The 19,296-nt window shown below is 64.7% G+C and carries 17 protein-coding genes; 8 read left to right on the plus strand and 9 right to left on the minus strand.

Annotated features, from left to right (window positions below; genetic code table 11):
• Positions 1-166 precede the first annotated feature (166 nt).
• The 4 genes from mutL to EV687_RS19425 all read left to right on the plus strand — a co-directional run bounded on the left by mutL (position 167) and on the right by EV687_RS19425 (position 4,979).
• Positions 167-2,233, plus strand: a complete 2,067-nt coding sequence (mutL, locus tag EV687_RS13470; protein ID WP_122227670.1) for a DNA mismatch repair endonuclease MutL — start codon at positions 167-169, stop codon at positions 2,231-2,233.
• A 185-nt stretch (positions 2,234-2,418) separates the two neighbouring features.
• Complete coding sequence (trxA, locus tag EV687_RS13475; RefSeq protein WP_122227667.1) at positions 2,419-2,751, plus strand: thioredoxin TrxA; 333 nt, start codon at positions 2,419-2,421, stop codon at positions 2,749-2,751.
• 403 nt (positions 2,752-3,154) lie between these two features.
• On the plus strand, positions 3,155-4,417 hold the full coding sequence (gene rho, locus EV687_RS13480) for a transcription termination factor Rho (protein ID WP_122227664.1): 1,263 nt from the start codon (positions 3,155-3,157) through the stop codon (positions 4,415-4,417).
• A 145-nt stretch (positions 4,418-4,562) separates the two neighbouring features.
• The gene (locus tag EV687_RS19425; protein WP_122227661.1) at positions 4,563-4,979 is read left to right on the plus strand and encodes an integrase core domain-containing protein; all 417 of its coding nucleotides are present in this window, start codon (positions 4,563-4,565) and stop codon (positions 4,977-4,979) included.
• A gap of 140 nt (positions 4,980-5,119) precedes the next feature.
• Here the strand turns inward: EV687_RS19425 and EV687_RS13490 are convergent, their stop codons facing one another.
• The 7 genes from EV687_RS13490 to EV687_RS13520 all read right to left on the minus strand — a co-directional run bounded on the left by EV687_RS13490 (position 5,120) and on the right by EV687_RS13520 (position 11,376).
• Positions 5,120-6,433 carry a citrate synthase gene (locus EV687_RS13490; RefSeq protein WP_122227658.1) on the minus strand — a complete coding sequence of 438 codons (1,314 nt, stop codon included), beginning with the start codon at positions 6,431-6,433 and terminating at the stop codon, positions 5,120-5,122.
• Positions 6,434-6,585: 152 nt separating this feature from the next.
• Positions 6,586-6,903 (minus strand): FAD assembly factor SdhE, encoded by a 318-nt coding sequence (locus tag EV687_RS13495; protein WP_122227655.1) that lies wholly within the window; start codon positions 6,901-6,903, stop codon positions 6,586-6,588.
• A gap of 37 nt (positions 6,904-6,940) precedes the next feature.
• Positions 6,941-7,645, minus strand: a complete 705-nt coding sequence (locus EV687_RS13500) for a succinate dehydrogenase iron-sulfur subunit (protein ID WP_122227652.1) — start codon at positions 7,643-7,645, stop codon at positions 6,941-6,943.
• 42 nt (positions 7,646-7,687) lie between these two features.
• A complete protein-coding gene (sdhA, locus tag EV687_RS13505) occupies positions 7,688-9,496 on the minus strand; it encodes a succinate dehydrogenase flavoprotein subunit (protein WP_122227649.1) in 1,809 nt (602 codons plus the stop codon).
• Positions 9,497-9,582: 86 nt separating this feature from the next.
• On the minus strand, positions 9,583-9,948 hold the full coding sequence (gene sdhD, locus EV687_RS13510) for a succinate dehydrogenase, hydrophobic membrane anchor protein (protein WP_122227646.1): 366 nt from the start codon (positions 9,946-9,948) through the stop codon (positions 9,583-9,585).
• A gap of 25 nt (positions 9,949-9,973) precedes the next feature.
• Complete coding sequence (sdhC, locus tag EV687_RS13515; RefSeq protein ID WP_122227643.1) at positions 9,974-10,408, minus strand: succinate dehydrogenase, cytochrome b556 subunit; 435 nt, start codon at positions 10,406-10,408, stop codon at positions 9,974-9,976.
• A gap of 170 nt (positions 10,409-10,578) precedes the next feature.
• Positions 10,579-11,376, minus strand: coding sequence for a GntR family transcriptional regulator (locus EV687_RS13520; protein ID WP_122227640.1), 798 nt, complete (start codon positions 11,374-11,376; stop codon positions 10,579-10,581).
• 373 nt (positions 11,377-11,749) lie between these two features.
• Here EV687_RS13520 and EV687_RS13525 point away from each other — a divergent pair, with 373 nt between their 5' ends.
• From EV687_RS13525 to acnB, 4 genes are all read left to right on the plus strand, one after another.
• Positions 11,750-12,736 carry a malate dehydrogenase gene (locus EV687_RS13525; RefSeq protein WP_122227638.1) on the plus strand — a complete coding sequence of 329 codons (987 nt, stop codon included), beginning with the start codon at positions 11,750-11,752 and terminating at the stop codon, positions 12,734-12,736.
• Between the two features lie 94 nt (positions 12,737-12,830).
• Positions 12,831-13,835, plus strand: coding sequence for an HpcH/HpaI aldolase/citrate lyase family protein (locus EV687_RS13530; protein ID WP_122227634.1), 1,005 nt, complete (start codon positions 12,831-12,833; stop codon positions 13,833-13,835).
• A gap of 47 nt (positions 13,836-13,882) precedes the next feature.
• On the plus strand, positions 13,883-14,530 hold the full coding sequence (locus tag EV687_RS13535; RefSeq protein WP_122227631.1) for a hypothetical protein: 648 nt from the start codon (positions 13,883-13,885) through the stop codon (positions 14,528-14,530).
• Positions 14,531-14,662: 132 nt separating this feature from the next.
• On the plus strand, positions 14,663-17,254 hold the full coding sequence (gene acnB, locus EV687_RS13540) for a bifunctional aconitate hydratase 2/2-methylisocitrate dehydratase (RefSeq protein WP_122227628.1): 2,592 nt from the start codon (positions 14,663-14,665) through the stop codon (positions 17,252-17,254).
• 162 nt (positions 17,255-17,416) lie between these two features.
• Here the strand turns inward: acnB and EV687_RS13545 are convergent, their stop codons facing one another.
• On the minus strand, positions 17,417-18,028 hold the full coding sequence (locus EV687_RS13545; protein WP_122227624.1) for a Spy/CpxP family protein refolding chaperone: 612 nt from the start codon (positions 18,026-18,028) through the stop codon (positions 17,417-17,419).
• A 179-nt stretch (positions 18,029-18,207) separates the two neighbouring features.
• Positions 18,208-18,861: a biosynthetic peptidoglycan transglycosylase gene (locus tag EV687_RS19430; RefSeq protein ID WP_423201094.1), complete on the minus strand. Its 654-nt coding sequence runs from the start codon at positions 18,859-18,861 to the stop codon at positions 18,208-18,210.
• Positions 18,862-19,296: the final 435 nt, after the last annotated feature.

Consider the following 19,296-nt stretch of genomic DNA (forward strand, 5'->3'; position numbering starts at 1 on the left):
TGCGAGATTCGTGCCAGGATGCAGCCCGTTTGGCGCCTCGTCGGCAAAAGGTGCTGGAGTCCATGCCGGTGATGGGCGTTTGTGATGCTTCCGCGCGATCTCCCTACAATCGATGCTCATACCCTCTTTCGCGTCCGTTTTGCGTTCGCCCCATCCGGAAGTTCCCATGCGCATTGCCATCAGCCCCGTCCGTCCCATCGAGGAATTGCCGGACGAATTGATCAGCCAGATCGCCGCCGGCGAGGTGATCGAGCGTCCGGCCTCGGTGGTGCGTGAACTGCTCGACAACGCGCTCGATGCCGGCGCTACCGACATCCGGCTGCGCCTGATTGCCGGAGGCGTGCGCCTGATCGCGCTCGAGGACGATGGCCGCGGCATGGGCGAGCGCGATCTGCGGCTGTCGATCCGTCGTCACGCCACCAGCAAGATCCGCTCGTTGCATGACCTCGAATCGGTCGAGACCATGGGCTTTCGTGGCGAGGCGCTGGCCGCCATTGCCTCGGTGGCCGAGTTGCGGCTGGTCTCGCGCACCGGGGAGGCCACGGCAGCGTTGCTGCTCGATGCCCGCAGCGGCGAGCTGGAGCCCGCCGCCCGGGCCGTGGGCACCACGGTCGAGGTCAAGGAGCTATTCTTTGCCACGCCGGCGCGCCGCAAGTTCCTCAAGTCCGAGCAGACCGAATTCGCCCATTGCCTGGAGGCCGTGCGTCGCCACGCGCTGGCGCGCCCGGACGTTGGGTTTGCCATCTGGCATGGCGGCAAGTTGCAGCAGCAATGGCGCGCACTCGCGCATGCCACGGCTGCCGACCATGCCGAGATCGCCCAGGCCAGCCTGGACAAGCGCATCGCCGAAGTGATGGGGGCGGATTTCATCGAGCATTCGGTGCCGGTCGATCATCAGGAGGCTGGTGTGCGCGTCTACGGCCGAGCCGGCATGCCCACGGCCTCGCGCAGCCGCGCCGACCAGCAGTTCAGCTATGTCAATGGCCGTTATGTGCGGGAGAAAACCATTGCCCATGCAGCCCGCTCTGCCTATGAGGATGTGCTGCATGGCCAGCGCCAGCCGGTTTACGTGCTGTTCGTCGAGATCGATCCGGCGCAGGTGGACGTGAACGTGCATCCCACCAAGATCGAGGTGCGTTTTCGCGATGGCCGCCTGGTGCACCAGGCGGTGCGCCATGCGCTCGACCTGGCGCTGGCGCCTTCACGCGCCCTGCCTGCCGACGACGGTGCTGGCATTCCAGCCCCGGCCGGTGACCAGCAGCCGGCCTTCCTGCCGGGGCAAGGTGAAGGTGTGGTACCGGCCAGCGCGGCGCCCTGGCGCGTGGAAGGCGCGCAGCAGCGCCTGGGCTTTGGCGCCGGTATTGCCGAGACGCGTCGTGCCCTGGCTGCGCTCTGGGGGGCAGCCGAGGACGGTAGCGATAGTGGCGATAGTGGCGCACAGGCAGCGGTGCAGGATGGGTTCCGCGCCGCACCGCGAGAGCCCGGCGATGCGGATGGAGATGACGCGCATGGCCTGACCTATGCTTCTACCACGGCATCGCCCGCCCAGGCGAGCGAGCGCCTGCCAGAGTGGGCTGGGGCTGCCGATACGGCAGTACTGCCGGCTGCGGCATCGCCAGTGCCTGCAGCGGACGATGCTGCGGCGACCGACTGGCCGCTTGGGCGGGCACTGGCACAATTGCACGGCGTCTACATACTTGCGCAGAACCGCCAGGGCCTGGTGGTGGTGGACATGCATGCCGCCCACGAGCGCATCGTCTATGAGCGCCTCAAGGCCTTGATGCAGGCACGCCACATTCCCAGCCAACCGCTGCTGATCCCCGCCACCTTCATGGCCACGGCACTGGAGATCGCCACGGCGGAAAAGCATGCCGAAGTGTTGCGCCAGCTGGGCGTGGAGGTGACGGCGCTGTCGGTGGCCAAGCTGGCGGTGCGCACCGTGCCTTCCGAGCTGCGCCAGGCCGATCCTGTCGAGCTGGCGCGCAGCGTGCTCGCCGAACTGGCCCAGCATGAACAGAGCACCGTGTTGCAGCGTGCCCGCGACGAAATCCTGGGGACCATGGCCTGCCATGGCTCGGTGCGGGCCAACCGGCAGCTGACGCTCGCCGAGATGAATGCGCTGCTGCGCCAGATGGAGGCGACGCCTCGCTCGGACCAGTGCAACCACGGTCGGCCGACCTGGCGGCAACTGTCCATGTCGGCGCTGGATCAGCTGTTTCTGCGGGGGCGTTGAGTCCGGTTGTGTGCGGTCGGCGCGTCGCCGCAGCCTGTCGAAACCGGGTTCACAGCCTTTTTGCGGGTGCGTCGCTGTCGCCGCTTGCCTGCGGTCTTGGCGAACTTCTGTCAGAATTCGGCAAAGCGCATGCATCCATGCGATCCGCTTTTTCCATTTCTGCGAGATTCCTGCGAGATTCGTCTATGTCCAGTTCCCTGATCACCCACATCACCGATAGCAGCTTCGACGCTGACGTTCTGCAGTCGTCCACCCCCGTGCTGCTGGATTTCTGGGCCGAATGGTGCGGCCCGTGCCGCCAGATCGCGCCGACGCTTGAAGAACTGGCAGCGGCCTATCAGGGCAAGCTCGCCATCAAGAAGATCAACGTCGATGAGAACCGGGACGTGCCTGCCAAGTTCGGCATCCGTGGCATTCCCACGCTGATCCTCTTCAAGGATGGCCAGCAAGTGGCCACCAAGGTCGGCGCATCCAACAAGGCGCAGCTGCAAGCTTTCATCGACGGCGCGCTGAGCTGATGGTTCCCCACGGGCTGGCCGCAGCATGCGGCCGGGACCTGTGGAAGCCCGTACCGCCCTGGTCCGCTACGTGGGCCGTGTGCCGCTGTGGCACACGGCTTGGGCGCCGCTCACGGTCTGTCACGGCGCAGGAAGAATCCTGAACAGCCTCCTGTCGCTGTTCATGCTTGCGGGCTTTTCGCCACAAAGGCCCGGCCCGAGGGCAATTTTTCGCAACACCTTGCCCCTGGCTGGCAAATCCTGCCATAATCTGAACCGCAGCCTGTCTCCCCGACAGGCGTTTTCCTGAAGGTTGGCCCAGGCCCCGCACACTTCAGGCGCCTCTGAACTGCATCCGCAGGTTCCACCGGCCAATCCCCTTTCCCTCTTTCACCATCCTCTCTCCTCTCTGGAGAACCAATTCATGCACTTGAACGAGCTCAAGGCACTGCACGTGTCCGAAGTATTGAAGCAGGCCGAAGACCTGGGCATCGAGAACACGGGTCGCATGCGCAAGCAGGAGCTGATGTTCGCCATCATCAAAAAGCGCGCCAAGGCTGGCGAACAGGTGTTTGCCGATGGGGTGCTCGAGATCCTGCCCGACGGCTTCGGCTTTCTGCGCAGCCCCGACACCAGCTTTACCGCCAGCACCGACGACATCTACATCTCGCCGAGCCAGGTGCGCCGCTTCAATCTGCACACCGGTGACATGGTCGAGGGCGAAGTGCGCACGCCCAAGGATGGTGAGCGCTATTTCGCGCTGACCAAGCTCGATGCCGTCAATGGCGGCCCGCCCGAACAGAACAAGCACAAGGTGATGTTCGAGAACCTCACGCCGCTGTTCCCCAAGGAGCAGATGCGGCTCGAGCGCGACATCAAGAGCGAGGAAAACATCACCGGCCGCATCATCGACATCATCGCGCCGATCGGCCGCGGCCAGCGGGCGTTGATCGTCGCTCCGCCCAAGAGTGGCAAGACCATGATGATGCAGCACATCGCCCATGCCATCACTGCCAACAATCCGGACGTGCACCTGATGGTGTTGCTGGTCGACGAGCGCCCCGAGGAAGTCACCGAGATGCAGCGCACGGTGCGCGGAGAGATCATCGCCTCGACCTTCGACGAGCCCGCCGCGCGCCATGTGCACGTGGCCGAGATGGTGATCGAGCGCGCCAAGCGCCTTGTCGAGCTCAAGAAGGACGTGGTGATCCTGCTGGATTCCATCACCCGGCTGGCGCGCGCCTACAACAATGTTGTGCCCTCGTCGGGCAAGGTGCTCTCCGGCGGTGTCGATGCCAATGCGCTGCATCGGCCCAAGCGCTTCTTCGGCGCGGCCCGCAATGTGGAGGAGGGTGGTTCGCTGACCATCATCGCCACTGCGCTGGTCGACACCGGCAGCCGCATGGACGAGGTGATCTTCGAGGAGTTCAAGGGCACCGGCAACAGTGAAATCCACCTGAGCCGCCGTCTCTACGAGAAGCGTGTGTTCCCGGCCATCGACCTCTCCAAGAGCGGCACACGCCGCGAGGAGCTGCTGCTGGCTCCGGAAGTGCTGCAGAAGACCCGCATCCTGCGCCAGTTCCTCTTCAACATGGACGAGATCGAGTCCATGGAGCTGATGCTCAAGAACATGAAGCAGACCAAGAACAACCACGAGTTCTTCGACATGATGCGCCGCGGCGGTTGAGTCGCCGCGCATCTTCCCGGACGGATTCAGCCGGCTCCTGGAACACGAAAAAGCCTGCAAACCTTGTGTTTGCGGGCTTTTTTCATGGCGATGACCCGTCCTATACCCAGGGTTGACACCTTTTCCTGTAAGAAAAAGCGAGTCGATGGAATCAGATGTCGAACGCACACAGCGTGACTACACGCTGGCTTTGAGCTGTCGGTGGTCGCGCAAGATCGTGGGTCAGCATCTGCACGACAGCTTGCATGCCGCGCAGCTCAGCCGCGCTGGGGGCGGCATTGAAAGGCCGGCAGACGCAACAGGCGCTGGTGCATCACTTGGGCGACGTATCCAGTGCTGTTCCCACGACTACCAGAATATCCACCGACGTCACGGCATGGCCTGCTCGATGACCGACGGCTACGACTGCTATCAGAACGCGCAGGCCGAGCGGGCCAACGCGATCCGGAAGAAAGCGTTCCTGCTGCACCGTTCCGCCGACCTGGCCCAAGCGGCCCGGGTGGTTCGCCAGTCCGTACAGATCTACACTATCAGGAGAGGCCGCACCCGTCTCCAAAATTGAAAACGCCCGATGCAACGCAAGAAGCAAGTAGCGGTAGTGGCAGCCAAAGACAAGGGCGCCCATTGGGCGCCCTTGTCTTTGGTGCGGCAGGGTCTGGTCCCTGGGGATGAGCGACCAGCCCTTTGATTGGAGCGGATCGATCAGCCGCGTTCGGCCAGCGGCTTGACGGTGCGGGTGGTGTGGCCGGTGAAGAGCTGTCGTGGACGGCCGATCTTGTACTCGGGGTCCGAGATCATCTCGTTGAGCTGGGCGATCCAGCCCACCGTACGGGCCAGCGCAAAGATGCCGGTGAAGAGGTTGACCGGGATGCCGATGGCGCGTTGCACGATTCCGGAGTAGAAGTCGACGTTCGGGTAGAGCTTGCGCTGCACGAAGTAGTCGTCTTCCAGTGCGATCTTCTCGAGTTGCTTGGCCAGTGCGAACAGCGGGTCCTTTTCCAGGCCGAGCTCGGCCAGCACTTCGTTGCAGGTTTCCTGCATCAGCTTGGCGCGCGGGTCGTAATTCTTGTAGACGCGGTGGCCAAAGCCCATCAGCTTGACGCCGGAGGACTTGTCCTTGACCTTCTCCATGAACTCGCCGACCTTGGCAACGCCGCCGCTGGCCTGGATCTGCTCGAGCATGTTCAGGCAGGCCTCGTTGGCACCGCCGTGGGCCGGGCCCCACAGGCAGGCCACGCCGGCGGCGATGGCGGCGAACGGGTTGGTGCCCGAGGAGCCGCACAGACGCACGGTGGAGGTCGAGGCGTTCTGTTCGTGGTCGGCATGCAGGATGAAGATGCGGTCCATGGCACGCTCGAGCACCGGGTTGACCTTGTATTCCTCGCAGGGGTTGCCGAACATCATGCGCAGGAAGTTGCCGGCGTAGCTGAGGTTGTTCTGCGGGTACTGGTAGGGCGCACCGACGCCGTACTTGTAGGCCATGGCCACCAGCGTGGGCAGCTTGGCGATCAGGCGGATCGCGGCGATGTCGCGGTGCTCGGGGTTGTTGATGTCGGTGCTGTCATGGTAGAAGGCCGACATCGCGCCCACCAGGCCGGTGAGGATGGCCATCGGATGCGCATCCCGGCGGAAGCCACGCAGGAAGAACTGCATCTGCTCGTTGATCATGGTGTGGCGCGTGACGCGCTGGTCGAACTCTTCCTTCTGCGCGGCGTTGGGCAGCTCGCCGTAGAGCAGCAGGTAACAGGTCTCCAGGTAGTCGCAGTTGACGGCGAGCTGCTCGATCGGGTAGCCGCGGTAGAGCAGTTCGCCCTTGTCGCCGTCGATGTAGGTGATGGCCGACTGGCACGAGGCGGTGGAGAGAAAGCCCGGGTCATAGGTGAACATGCCCGTCTGACCGTACAGCTTGCGGATGTCGATGACGTCCGGGCCGACGGTACCCTCGTAAACCGGCAGTTCGACAGGGCTTTTGCCGTTGCTGAATGACAGCGTCGCTTTGTTATCTGAGAGCTTCATGTTTACCTTCCTTTGATATGGCCTCTGTCGTTCGGGCGGCTGCCCTGCGTGGGCCGGGATGTCGTAAAGGGTTGGCCGGGGCCGGGCTTCGCAGTGGCTGTGCCGCGCAGGGCGGCTGGCTGGGGGAAGGCGGCTTCCGGACGGGGTGAAGGCTATGCACTGCGATGCGCACCCGATGCGACCGGAGGAGGTCGCATCCAGTCCAGCACCTGCTGGACGAGGGGCGTATCGAGGTCTCCTTGCAATTCCTTGCGTCTGAGCAACAAGTCGAGCAAGTCGTTGTCGGCAAGGTTCATCAAAGCCGTCACGGCATCGCCCTGGGCAAGATTGAGGCGGATGCCGTGGTCGGCAAAGAACTTTTCGATGAGCAGGTCATTCTCCAGCAGGCCTCGGCGGCTGCGCCAGTGCAGCTTGCGCAACTCCAGGTCCGTGAGAAGGCGCTCGGCGTTGGTGCTTGTGCTCTCTGGCATGGCGTATCGGCTCGCGGCTGCTGGTTGAGGGATGGAGTCAGACGGCGCGGCGCACCATCAGTTCCTTGATCTTGCCAATGGCACGCGTCGGGTTCAGGCCCTTGGGACAGACGTCGACGCAGTTCATGATGGTGTGGCAGCGGAACAGGCGGTACGGATCTTCCAGGTTGTCCAGGCGCGAGCCGGTGGCGTCGTCGCGGCTGTCGGCGATGAAGCGGTAGGCCTGCAGGAGGCCTGCCGGGCCGACGAACTTGTCGGGGTTCCACCAGAAGCTCGGACAGCTCGTCGAACAGCTGGCACACAGGATGCACTCGTACAGGCCGTTGAGTTCCTCGCGCTCCTCGGGCGACTGCAGGCGCTCGCGCTCGGGCGGCAGGTGCTCGCTGATGAGGTAGGGCTTGATGCTGTGGTATTGCTTGAAGAACTGCGTCATGTCCACGATCAGGTCGCGGATCACCGGCAGGCCCGGCAGCGGCTTGAGCACGATGGTGCCCTTGAGCGTGTTCATGTTGGTCAGGCACGCGAGGCCGTTCTTGCCGTTGATGTTCATTGCATCGGAGCCGCAGACGCCTTCGCGGCAGGAGCGGCGGAAGGCGATCGACGGGTCCTTGGCCTTGAGCTTGACCAGCGCGTCCAGCAGCATGCGCTCATGGCCGTCGAGCTCGATTTCGACATCCTGCATGTACGGCTTGGCATCGACATCCGGGTCGTAGCGGTAGATCTTGAATTGGCGAATAGTCATGGTGGTCTTCTCTCGTGAGGCTGGGCTTCTTGCGGCGGTCGATCAGAAGGTGCGGACCTTGGGCGGCACGGAGTCCACCGTCAGCGGCTTGAGGTTGACCGGCTTGTAGTCCAGGTGGTTGCCCTCGCTGTACCACAGCGTGTGCTTGAGCCATTCCTTGTCGTTGCGGCCCAGCGGGAAGTCAGGGTGATCGGCAGGGTGCTCGTAGTCGTACACCGTGTGGGCGCCACGGCATTCGTGGCGCGCCGCTGCCGAGGTCATGGTGGCCTGGGCGACCTCGATCAGGTTGTCGACTTCCAGCGCCTCCATGCGGGCGGTGTTCCAGACCTTGGACTTGTCCTGCAGCGTGACCTCGGCGACCTTCTCGCGGATCGCGTTGATCTTGATGACGCCCTCGTCCATGCCCTTCTGGGTGCGGAACACGCCGGCGTGCTGCTGCATGCTCTGGCGGATCTCTCCGGCGATGTCCTGCGAGTAGATGCCACTGTTGGATTCCTGCAGGCGGTTCAGGCGCGCGAGCGTGCGATCCGCCGCATCGGCGGGCAGCGGTTTGTGCTCGTGCTGCGCCTTGACGGTCTGCACGATGTGCTTGCCGGCCGACTTGCCGAACACCAGCAGGTCCAGCAGCGAGTTGGTGCCCAGGCGATTGGCGCCATGCACCGACACGCAGGAGCATTCGCCCACGGCGTAGAGACCGTGCACCACGTCGGCATTGCTGGCGGCCGTCTTGATGACGACCTGGCCGTTGATGTTGGTGGGGATGCCGCCCATCTGGTAGTGGATGGTGGGCACCACGGGGATCGGCTCCTTGGTGATGTCCACGTTGGCGAAGTTGTGGCCGATCTCCTCCACCGAAGGCAGGCGTTTGTGGATGGTCTCGGCGCCCAGGTGGGTCATGTCCAGCAGGATGTAGTCCTTGTTGGGACCGCAGCCGCGGCCTTCCTTGATTTCCTGGTCCATCGAGCGCGAGACGAAGTCGCGCGGCGCCAGATCCTTGAGGGTCGGCGCATAGCGCTCCATGAAACGCTCGCCATCGCTGTTGCGCAGGATGGCGCCCTCGCCGCGGCAGCCTTCGGTCAGCAGCACACCGGCTCCGGCCACGCCGGTCGGGTGGAACTGCCAGAACTCCATGTCCTGCAGCGGGATGCCGGCGCGCGCGGCCATGCCCAGGCCGTCGCCCGTGTTGATGAAGGCGTTGGTCGAGGCGGCGAAAATGCGGCCAGCCCCACCGGTGGCCAGCAGTACGGCCTTGGCCTGCAGGATGTAGAGATCGCCGGTTTCCAGCTCGATGGCGGTGACGCCCACCACGTCGCCACTGGCATCGCGGATCAGGTCCAGCGCCATCCACTCGACGAAGAAGTTGGTCTTCTCCTTGACGTTCTGCTGGTAGAGCGTGTGCAGCATGGCGTGGCCGGTGCGGTCGGCCGCAGCGCAGGCGCGCTGCACGGGCTTCTCGCCATAGTTGGCGGTGTGGCCACCGAACGGGCGCTGGTAGATGGTGCCGTCCGGATTGCGGTCGAACGGCATGCCGAAATGTTCCAGCTCGATCACCACGTTGGGTGCCTCGCGGCACATGAACTCGATGGCGTCCTGGTCGCCCAGCCAGTCCGAGCCTTTGATGGTGTCGTAGAAGTGGTAGTGCCAGTTGTCTTCGCTCATGTTGCCCAGCGATGCCGAGACGCCGCCCTGCGCCGCCACCGTGTGCGAGCGCGTCGGGAAGACCTTGGAGAGCGATGCGACCGACAGGCCGGCCCTGGAGAGTTCAAGCGCGGCGCGCATGCCCGAGCCACCCGCGCCGATGATGACGGCATCGAACTTGCGGGTGATGATGTTGGCTTTGGTATAGCTCATGGTATTGGAGTGAATGGATGCTTCAACGTGGGGGCTTGGTCGGTGGGGTGGCGCGGCACGCTTGGCCGGCCGCCCTGGGGCGGGGCTCAGAGACGCCAGAGGGTCTGGAAGGCCCAGCCGGCGCAGCCGATCAGCCAGACGATGGTGAATACGTCCAGTGCCAGGCGAAGGCCCACTGGCTGCACGTAGTCCATCCAGATGTCGCGCACGCCCACCCAGACGTGCCAGAGCAGCGCAACCACCACCACGAAGGTCAGGATGCGCATCCACTGGCTGCTGAAGATCGCATGCCAGGCGGTGTAGTCGAGCGGGCCGCTGCCGATCAGCACCTGGGCCAGCAGCACCAGGGTGTAGACCACGATCAGGGCGGCGGTGATGCGCTGGCTCAGCCAGTCGCGCAGGCCGTAGTGGGCACCGACGACCAGGCGCCGCGAACCGTAATTGACTGCCATTGTGTTCTCCTTGCGATGTGCGTGATCAATACAGGCCAAACAGTTTGGCGCCGAGGACGACCGTCAGGCCCAGGCTGATGGCGAACGAAGCCAGCGCCGAACTGCGTCCGGTCTGCTTGTTGACGGCGTGGTGATCGATGTCCAGCCACAGAAAGCGCAGGCCGGCGCAAATGTGGTGCAAGTAGGCCCAGATCAGCACCAGCGCGCCCAGCTTGACCAGAAAGCCCGGGAAGATCCACAGCCCCTCGCGGAAGATGCTGGTGAGCTCGGCGTGGCTTTGTGGCGAGGCCAGCGAGCGGTCGAACATCCACAGCACGAATGGCAGCAGGACGAACATGATGACACCGCTGATGCGGTGCAGGATCGAGAGGATGGCTGCCGGAGGCATGCGGTAGCCGCGCACATCGTTGAGGAGGTGGATGTTGCGGAACTCTGGCCGTTTCTTTGCGACTTCATTCATGGGAGTGTTGTGCTTTCTGAGGCTGGGGGCTGGATACTTTCGATCAGGACAAACGACCGGATTTTAGTCGCAAGCTCGGCGAATGTGCCGGGGGCGGCCCGACATTGGCTCCAAATGCTGTCCGTGCCGGGGCGACCCGGGTTCAGGAAGACGCGCCGCGGACGATATATCTAGTTGATTTCATTGTGGTAGTGATGGGTGTCGGTGCGGTAGACGCCGCGCCGCACCTCCATCGGGACATCGTTGTAGGTATAGGTGGTGCGCTCGACGCTCAGGAGCGGCGTCCCGACCGCGACTTGCAGCAATGCCGCAGTGGCTTCATCGGCACAGGCAATGGCCTTGAGCTTCTCGTTGGCGCGGATCATGCGCACGCCGTATTCCTTCTCCAGCAAGGCGTAGGTGGGCCCCTGGTAGTCGGTGATCTGGGCGGCGCTGATGCCCTTGAAAGCATGGGCGGGCAGCCAGATGTCCTCGAGCACCGTGGGCGTGCCCTGCATTGACAGCGTGCGGCGGATGTGGATGACGGCATCGCCGCTGCGCAGCGCCAGTTGCTGGGCCATCTCGGCATTGGCGCGCAACCGCCGGCAGTGCAGGATGTGGCGCTGGGCCGGACCTTCCTCGTCGAGCCCGCCGGCGTCCGGGCGCAGCCGCAGGAAGCGGTACTGCACATGCCGTTCGGTGTGGGTGGCAACGAAGGTGCCCTTGCCCTGTTTGCGCACCAGCAGGTGCTCGGCGGCCAACTCGTCGATGGCCTTGCGCACCGTGCCCTGGCTGACGCGCAACTGCTGCGCCAGCTCCATTTCGCTGGGAATGGCTTCGCCCGGCTGCCACTGGCCCGATTGCAGGCTTTGCAGCAGCAGCCCCTTGATCTGGCGATACAGCGGGCTGAAGGCGGGCACGGCCAGCGGCGCGCTGGTGCCATTGCTGGCGTCTTCGATGGATTTGCTGATTCCGGGGGCTTCGGCCATGGTGCGGGGGCGGCGGCCACATCAAACGTGGCGGCCTGACGAGATCGGTTGTGGAGCGGGTGTTGTGGCCGGCAATGGATGGAGGAGGGGTGCCTGGCAGGCAGTTGAATCTGCGCGCAGCACGTCACAATGTCGGCGATTCTAAGGAATCGGCAAGGGGAAAGCAACATCTTATATAAGACATAAGACAAGTTGGCGTCGTGGAAAAAACCGAGTAGAATGCGCGACCGGTTTCCCCTCAAGCGCTTGCCAGCCGTGGTGGCGAGTTGCGGTCGCATTGGGCAGCGCCTTCAGGCCAGTCTGGCGGTGGCGTCCGAACGATCCGGTGCAAGCGTTCATGTTTCTTTCATCTCAATCCTTTGTGGAGATCCCTATGAGCAAAAAAGCCGTCCGTGTTGCCGTTACCGGCGCAGCCGGGCAGATCGGTTACGCCCTGCTGTTCCGTATCGCATCCGGCGAGATGCTGGGCAAGGACCAGCCCGTCATCCTGCAATTGCTGGAAATCCCGGATGAGAAGGCTCAGAAGGCGCTCAAGGGCGTGATCATGGAGCTGGAAGACTGCGCCTTCCCGCTGGTCGAGGGCATCGTTGCCGCTGGCGATCCGGAAGTGGCCTTCAAGGACGCCGACTACGCGCTGCTGGTCGGTGCCCGGCCGCGCGGCCCTGGCATGGAGCGTGCCGATCTGCTGGCTGCCAATGCCCAGATATTCACGGCCCAGGGCAAGGCGCTGGACAAGGTCGCCAGCCGCGACGTCAAGGTGCTGGTGGTGGGCAACCCTGCCAACACCAATGCCTACATCGCGATGAAGAGTGCGCCTGGCCTGCCGCGCGAGAACTTCACCGCCATGCTGCGCCTGGACCACAACCGCGCCGCCAGCCAGATCGCCGCTAAGACCGGCGGCAAGGTTGGCGAGATCGAGAAACTCACTGTCTGGGGCAACCACTCGCCCACCATGTATGCCGACTACCGTTTCGCCTCCATCGGCGGCAAGTCGGTCAAGGACCTGATCAACGACCAGGAATGGAACGCCAACGTGTTCCTGCCCACCGTCGGCAAGCGCGGCGCCGCCATCATCGAGGCGCGCGGCCTGTCTTCGGCCGCCTCGGCTGCCAACGCCGCCATCGATCACATCCATGACTGGGCCCTGGGCTCGAACGGCCACTGGGTCACCATGGGCGTGCCTTCCAATGGTGAATACGGCATTCCGAAGGACGTGATCTTCGGCTTCCCGGTCATCACCGAGAACGGCAAGTACAAGATCGTCGAAGGCCTGGACATCGACGCCTTCAGCCAGGAGCGCCTGGACAAGACGCTGGCCGAACTGCTCGGTGAGCAGGACGGCGTCAAGCACTTGCTGTAAGACATGCAGCCGGGGCGCCGCTGGCGCCCCGTTTTGCAATGGCCTCTCAACCCCTGCCGCCCCAGTAGCTGTCTTTCTGCCCACCATCGCCACCATGTCGTTCGCCAGTGACCATCCCCGAGCCGTGCTGCTGGGCGCGCAGGCCGCTGCCATGGTGCTGCCGGTGTGCGACCACTACAGTGGCGTGCCGGCACGCATGGAAAAAAGCCTGCGCCTGCAGGCCGAGCTGGCCGAGGAGTTCGGTGGCACCTGCATGTTCGACGTCACGCTCGACTGCGAGGACGGCGCGCCGGTTGGTGGCGAGCATGCGCACGCGCAGGCAGTGGCCGCACTGGCCCGCCAGGCGCGGCCAGGCATGCGGGTGGCGGTGCGTGTGCATGCCCCGGGCCATGTCGCCTTCGAGGACGATGTGGCAACCATCGTCGGCGAAGCCGCCGCGCACTTGTGCCATGTGATGGTGCCCAAGGTGGAGGGGCCGGACGACGTGACACGGGCAGCACAGCTGGTGGATCAGGCTGGCGGCCAGGCACTGCCGCTGCATGTGCTGATCGAGTCGCCGCTGGCAGTGCACCATGCCTTCGAGATCGCAGCGCACCCGCGGGTGCAGTCGCTCAGTTTCGGGTTGATGGATTTCGTCTCGGCCCATGGCGGCGCCATTGATGCCGAGGCCATGGACTCGCAAGGGCAGTTCCAGCACCCGATGGTGCTGCGCGCGAAGCTCGCGCTGGCAGCGGCATGCCATGCCCATGGCAAGACGCCTTCGCATTGCGTGGTTACCGAGTTTGCCGATCCGCAGGCGATACGCCATGCCGCGCAGCAGGCCCGGCAGTTGAGCTATACCCGCATGTGGAGCATTCACCCGGCGCAGATCCGGCCCATTCTCGCGGCTTTTGCGCCACGGCAACAGGCCATTGACGAGGCGGTGCAAATCATCGAAGCTGCCCATGCGGCACAATGGGCGCCCATCAGTTTTCAGGGGGTGCTGCACGATCGTGCCAGCTACCGTTATTACTGGCAGGTGCTCGAGCGGGCCTGGCGTACGGGCCAGCCGCTGCCAACGCTGGTGCGGCACTGGTTGAACGATTCGCCCGCTCCCTGAATCCGATGGACGGAACACCGCGTTTTACCCCCCACAGCAGGACTCATATGCGATTTGGTACTGGCATCCCCGCAATCACACTTCTGGCACTGGCCCTGACAGGCTGCGACTCCTCGTCGCTGCTGGCCTTCACCCGCAAGACGGACGACCCCGTCATCACCACGCAGGCCGCGGCCGAGCCCCAGGCCCCCGCACTGGTGCAGGCGCCGCCGCAGGCCACTTCCGCGACCGCCGATACGGCGCTGGCTGCCGCGCAGACCCGTCAGCTTACCGGTGTCGATTACGTCATCAGCAAAGTGCAGCTGGGGCGCTTCCCCTGCAGCGGCAATACCCATGTGACGGTGAGCGTCGACCCCGACAACGCGCGCGAATTCCTGCTTGAAGGGCAGGGCTTCAAATACCGCATGAAGCCGGTGACCACCACCACCGGAGCGATTCGCCTCGAAGACGCCGATGGCGGTGTGATCTGGCTGCAGGTGGCCACCAAGTCCATGCTGATGAACCAGAAGGTCGGCAAGCGCTTGGCCGATGCCTGCGTCAGTCCGCAGCAGACGGCTTTCAATGAAGCTTATCAGCCGCCGGTTGTCGCGCCGGTGGCACAGACCGCGCCGGTGACTACGGCCACCAAGGCAGCGCCGAAGAAGGCCAGCAAGGCGGCTGCCACCACCAGGGCCGCTGCTGCCAAGAAGAAATGATGGAAGTCCAGTTGCTGCCGCGTGTTCGCATGCCGGTGGCAGCTGGCCACCAGTGTGCCTGCCGGAATCAGCCGCGGCATGGCGCACCGTGTTAGACCCCACTGACTGTCCATAAGCCCCCCGGAGAAAACTATGCTGACTGAATACCGCCAACATGTTCAAGAGCGCGCTGCGCTGGGCATCCCGCCGCTGCCGCTCAACGCTCAGCAGACCGCCGAGCTGATCGAGCTGATCAAGAGTCCGCCTGCCGGAGAGGATGCGTTCCTGCTCGACCTGCTCACGCACCGCGTGCCGCCAGGGGTGGACGATGCCGCCAAGGTCAAGGCCAGCTTCCTGGCCGCCGTGGCGCATGGCGACATTCAGGTCGGTCTGATCTCCAAGGCCAAGGCCACCGAGCTGCTGGGCACCATGGTGGGCGGCTACAACGTCCATCCGCTCATCGAGCTGCTCGATGACGCCGAGGTTGCCGGCGTGGCCGCCGAGGCGTTGAAGAAGACGCTGCTGATGTTCGACTTCTTCAACGACGTGGCAGCCAAGGCCAAGGCCGGCAATGCCAAGGCGCAGGAAGTGCTCAAGAGCTGGGCCGATGCCGAGTGGTTCACCAGCCGCCCGAAGGTGGCCGAGAAGATTACCGTCACCGTCTTCAAGGTGCCTGGCGAAACCAATACCGACGACCTCTCGCCCGCGCCCGATGCCTGGAGCCGTCCGGACATCCCGCTGCACTACCTGGCGATGCTCAAGAACACCCGTCCCGATGCGGCCTTCAAGCCCGAGGAGGACGGCAAGCGCGGCCCGATCCAGTTCATCGATGATCTGAAGAAAAAGGGACATCTGGTGGCCTACGTGGGCGACGTGGTCGGCACCGGCTCCTCGCGCAAGTCCGCCACCAACTCGGTGATCTGGGCCACTGGCGCCGACATCCCCTTCGTGCCGAACAAACGCTTCGGCGGCGTGACGCTGGGCGGCAAGATCGCGCCGATCTTCTTCAACACGCAGGAAGACTCGGGTTCGCTGCCGATCGAGGTCGACGTCTCCAAGATGGAGATGGGCGACGTCATCGACATCTTCCCCTATGAAGGCAAGATCGAGAAGAACGGCGAGCAGATTGCCGACTTCCAGCTCAAGAGCGAAGTCATCCTCGACGAAGTGCAGGCCGGTGGCCGCATCAACCTGATCATCGGCCGTTCGCTCACCGCCAAGGCGCGCGAGGAACTGGGCCTGCCCGCTTCGACCGAATTCCGCCTGCCCAAGCCGCCCGCCGAATCCACGGCCGGCTTCACGCTGGCGCAGAAGATGGTCGGTCGCGCCTGCGGTCTGCCTGAAGGCCAGGGCATTCGCCCCGGTACCTACTGCGAGCCGCGCATGACCACCGTGGGTTCCCAGGACACCACCGGCCCGATGACGCGCGATGAGCTGAAAGACCTGGCTTGCCTGGGCTTCTCGGCCGACATGGTGATGCAGTCCTTCTGCCACACCGCCGCGTATCCCAAGCCCGTGGACGTGCGCACGCACCGTGAGCTGCCGGCCTTCATCTCCAACCGTGGCGGCGTGGCGCTGCGCCCGGGCGACGGTGTGATCCACAGCTGGCTCAACCGCCTGCTGCTGCCGGATACCGTGGGTACGGGCGGCGACAGCCACACGCGCTTTCCGATCGGCATCAGCTTCCCGGCCGGCTCGGGCCTGGTGGCTTTCGGCGCGGCCACCGGCGTGATGCCGCTGGACATGCCTGAATCCGTGCTGGTGCGCTTCAAGGGCGAACTGCAGCCGGGCGTGACGCTGCGCGATCTGGTGCACGCCATTCCGCTGTACGCCATCAAGGCCGGTCTGCTCACGGTGGCCAAGGCTGGCAAGAAGAACATCTTCTCGGGCCGCGTGCTGGAAATCGAAGGCCTGCCGGATCTGAAGGTCGAACAGGCCTTCGAACTCTCGGACGCCTCGGCCGAACGCTCGGCCGCCGGTTGCACCATCAAGCTCAACCCCGAGCCGATCAAGGAATACCTCACCAGCAACGTCGTGCTGATGAAAAACATGATCGCCGATGGCTATGCCGACGCGAAGACCCTGCAGCGCCGCATCGAGAAGGTGGAAGCCTGGCTGGCCAAGCCCGAACTGCTCGAAGCCGACAAGGATGCGGAGTACGCCGCCGTCATCGAGATCGACCTGGCCGACATCAAGGAGCCCATCGTCTGCTGCCCGAACGACCCGGACGATGCCAAGTTCCTCTCCGAAGTGGCCGGCACCAAGATCGACGAAGCCTTCATCGGCTCGTGCATGACCAACATCGGCCACTTCCGCGCCGCGGCCAAGCTGCTGGGCGGCCAGCGCGACATCCCGGTCAAGCTGTGGGTCGCGCCGCCGACCAAGATGGACCAGAACGAGCTGATCAAGGAAGGCCACTACAACGTGTTCGGCACCGCCGGCGCGCGCACCGAGATGCCGGGGTGCTCGCTGTGCATGGGCAACCAGGCGCAGGTGCGCGAAGGCGCGACGGTGATTTCCACGTCGACCCGCAACTTTCCGAACCGTCTGGGCAAGAACACCAACGTGTTCCTGGGCTCGGCCGAACTCGCAGCCATCGCCTCGCGGTTGGGTTATCTGCCTACACCTGAGGAATACCTCAAGGAAATGGGTGTGATCGATGCCGACAAGACCAGCGTGTACCGTTACATGAACTTCGACCAGATCGAGGAGTATGCGGACGTCGCCAAGGGCGTGACAGCCTGAACCTGGTCGCCCAGGCAACTGGCCGCGGTGGAAGCGGCCGGGCTGCGGACATGAAAAAGGCGCTGCGTCTGCAGCGCTTTTTCATTGCCCGTCGTTGGTGCGTGTGTGGCAGGTTGAAGCCTCGGTGCGGCAGCCACCGAGGCTTAGCGCACTTCAGGCGCTTCAGGTGCCGCTGGCGGGGGCTGCGGGAAGCTGGTCCGCAGGCGGTGCCGGTGGCCTGGGCGCGTCAGGGCGGTGGCCATCACCCTTTCTGTGCTCCTGGGGGCCGCGCGGGCCCTGGGGTGGGCGTGGCAGGGTCTCTGCATCGAAGATCTTTTGCTGCTCGGCCGTCAGGCTGGCGTAGAACGTCTTGGTGGCGGTATCGCGTTCGGCCTGGAGCTGGTCCATGCGCGCCTTGTGCGCATTGCGCAGGTCGATGCGCTCCGGTGTCGTCAGCTTGGCCAGGGACTGGGGGCCGCCATCCTGCGGCTTGGCATCGCCCTCGGCAGGGGCGGGCCTGGCAGGAGGGCGCATGGCTTGCTGCCAGGTCTGCCACGCACCCTCCTGGGCGCTGCTGAGCTGCAGCTTCTCCTTGAGGGCCGCGAGCCGGCGCTCACCGAAACGCGCATGGTCCGGTCCCTGGCGGGGGCCGCCATCGGCGCCGGGGCCCCGCGTCTCGTGGGGACGTGGCGATGATGATGGCTGCGCGTCATCAGCGGCAAATGTGGTGCCGGCAATGGCCAGCGCGAGGCTGCCCAGGATTGCAGCGTGCAGTCGGGTGGCTTTCAATGACATGGTGTCTCTCCTGTGGGTGGATCAAGGGGACACTGCAGGCCTTGGCGGCGCGGCAGTGACGGTGATGTCAGTATTGCCAGGCCATGTAAGCATTGCGCGGGGCGACGGTAAGCGGCGCGTAAACCTTTGTTGTCCTCCCGTAGGGGCCGCTCGGTTGGCAGGTTCGCCTGAGTGGCGGCCTATCCGGCCTTGCCTTGAGGGCGCGGCCTGCCCAACTGTTCGAGCCGGCCTTGCCACTGGGCGCGTTGGCGTGGCGTCAGGTCACGCGGGCGGGCGCGCAACTGGTCCAGCACCCAGCGGGCACGCGTCAGGTCGATCTGGCCGGTGCCGCGCCATTGCCTGGCGTGGTAGTCGGGCCGGTGCAGCATGGCGGCCAGCCAGGCCGCCTGGGCCGGGTTGAGATCAGCCGCGTCCACGCCAAAGTAGTGCTGCGCCGCGGCCTGGCCGCCGCACTGACCCTCGCCCCAGGGCACGCGCTGCAGGTATTGCTGCAGGATCCGTGCCTTGCCCAGGCTTTGCTCCATCTCCACCGCATACAGCAGTTCGCGGATCTTGCGCAGCGCCGTGCGGTCATCGCCGGTGAAGGCCAGCTTGGCCAATTGTTGCGTCAGGGTGCTGGCGCCGCGCAGGCGGCTGGGGCGTCCGTCTGCGCGCGCTTGCTGATTCTGGCGCAGGCTGTGCTGCCACTCGATCAGGTCGTAGCCCGGGTGCTCGAAGAAGCGCTGGTCTTCCGCGGCGATGACTGCGCGGGCCAGCAGTCCATCCGTAGCGATGGGCGGAGCGCCATCGGTCTGGCAGCGATGGGGGGCTTGCAGCAGCCTCCGGGTGTCCAAGCCGCTGACGGCAAAGCCGCTGAGTGCGGGATCAACGCTGAATGCGCCGGCCGGCCAGCGGGCCTGCGCATTCAGGGTGATGCTGCCTTCGATGTGTGCGTGGGCCAGTTCGGGAATGGCGCCGCCGAACAGCGCGAACGCCTCCTGCAGCGGCTGGTCCTGCAGGTGCAGTTCGACTTCGATCGCATGGGCGTCAAGCGTTCCTTGCCATTGGCCATGGATGCCGTTGGCGCGCCACTGGCCGCGCAGTTGCTCCACGGCGTCATGGCCTTGCCCCTGGGTTTGGCCGTGCAGCGAGACTTCCAGTTCAGGCAGTTCCAGGGGCGCGCTACCCAGGGCCGGCAGCAGCAGGCGGCAAGGCGCACAACGCAGTTGCTGGGCCTGCTGCGCGGCGTCCCAGCGGATGTGGAGCAGCCCGGCCGGGGTTTGCCATGT

The organism is Corticibacter populi (genome assembly GCF_004217315.1).
Classification (GTDB): Bacteria; Pseudomonadota; Gammaproteobacteria; order Burkholderiales; family Burkholderiaceae_C; genus Lampropedia; species Lampropedia populi.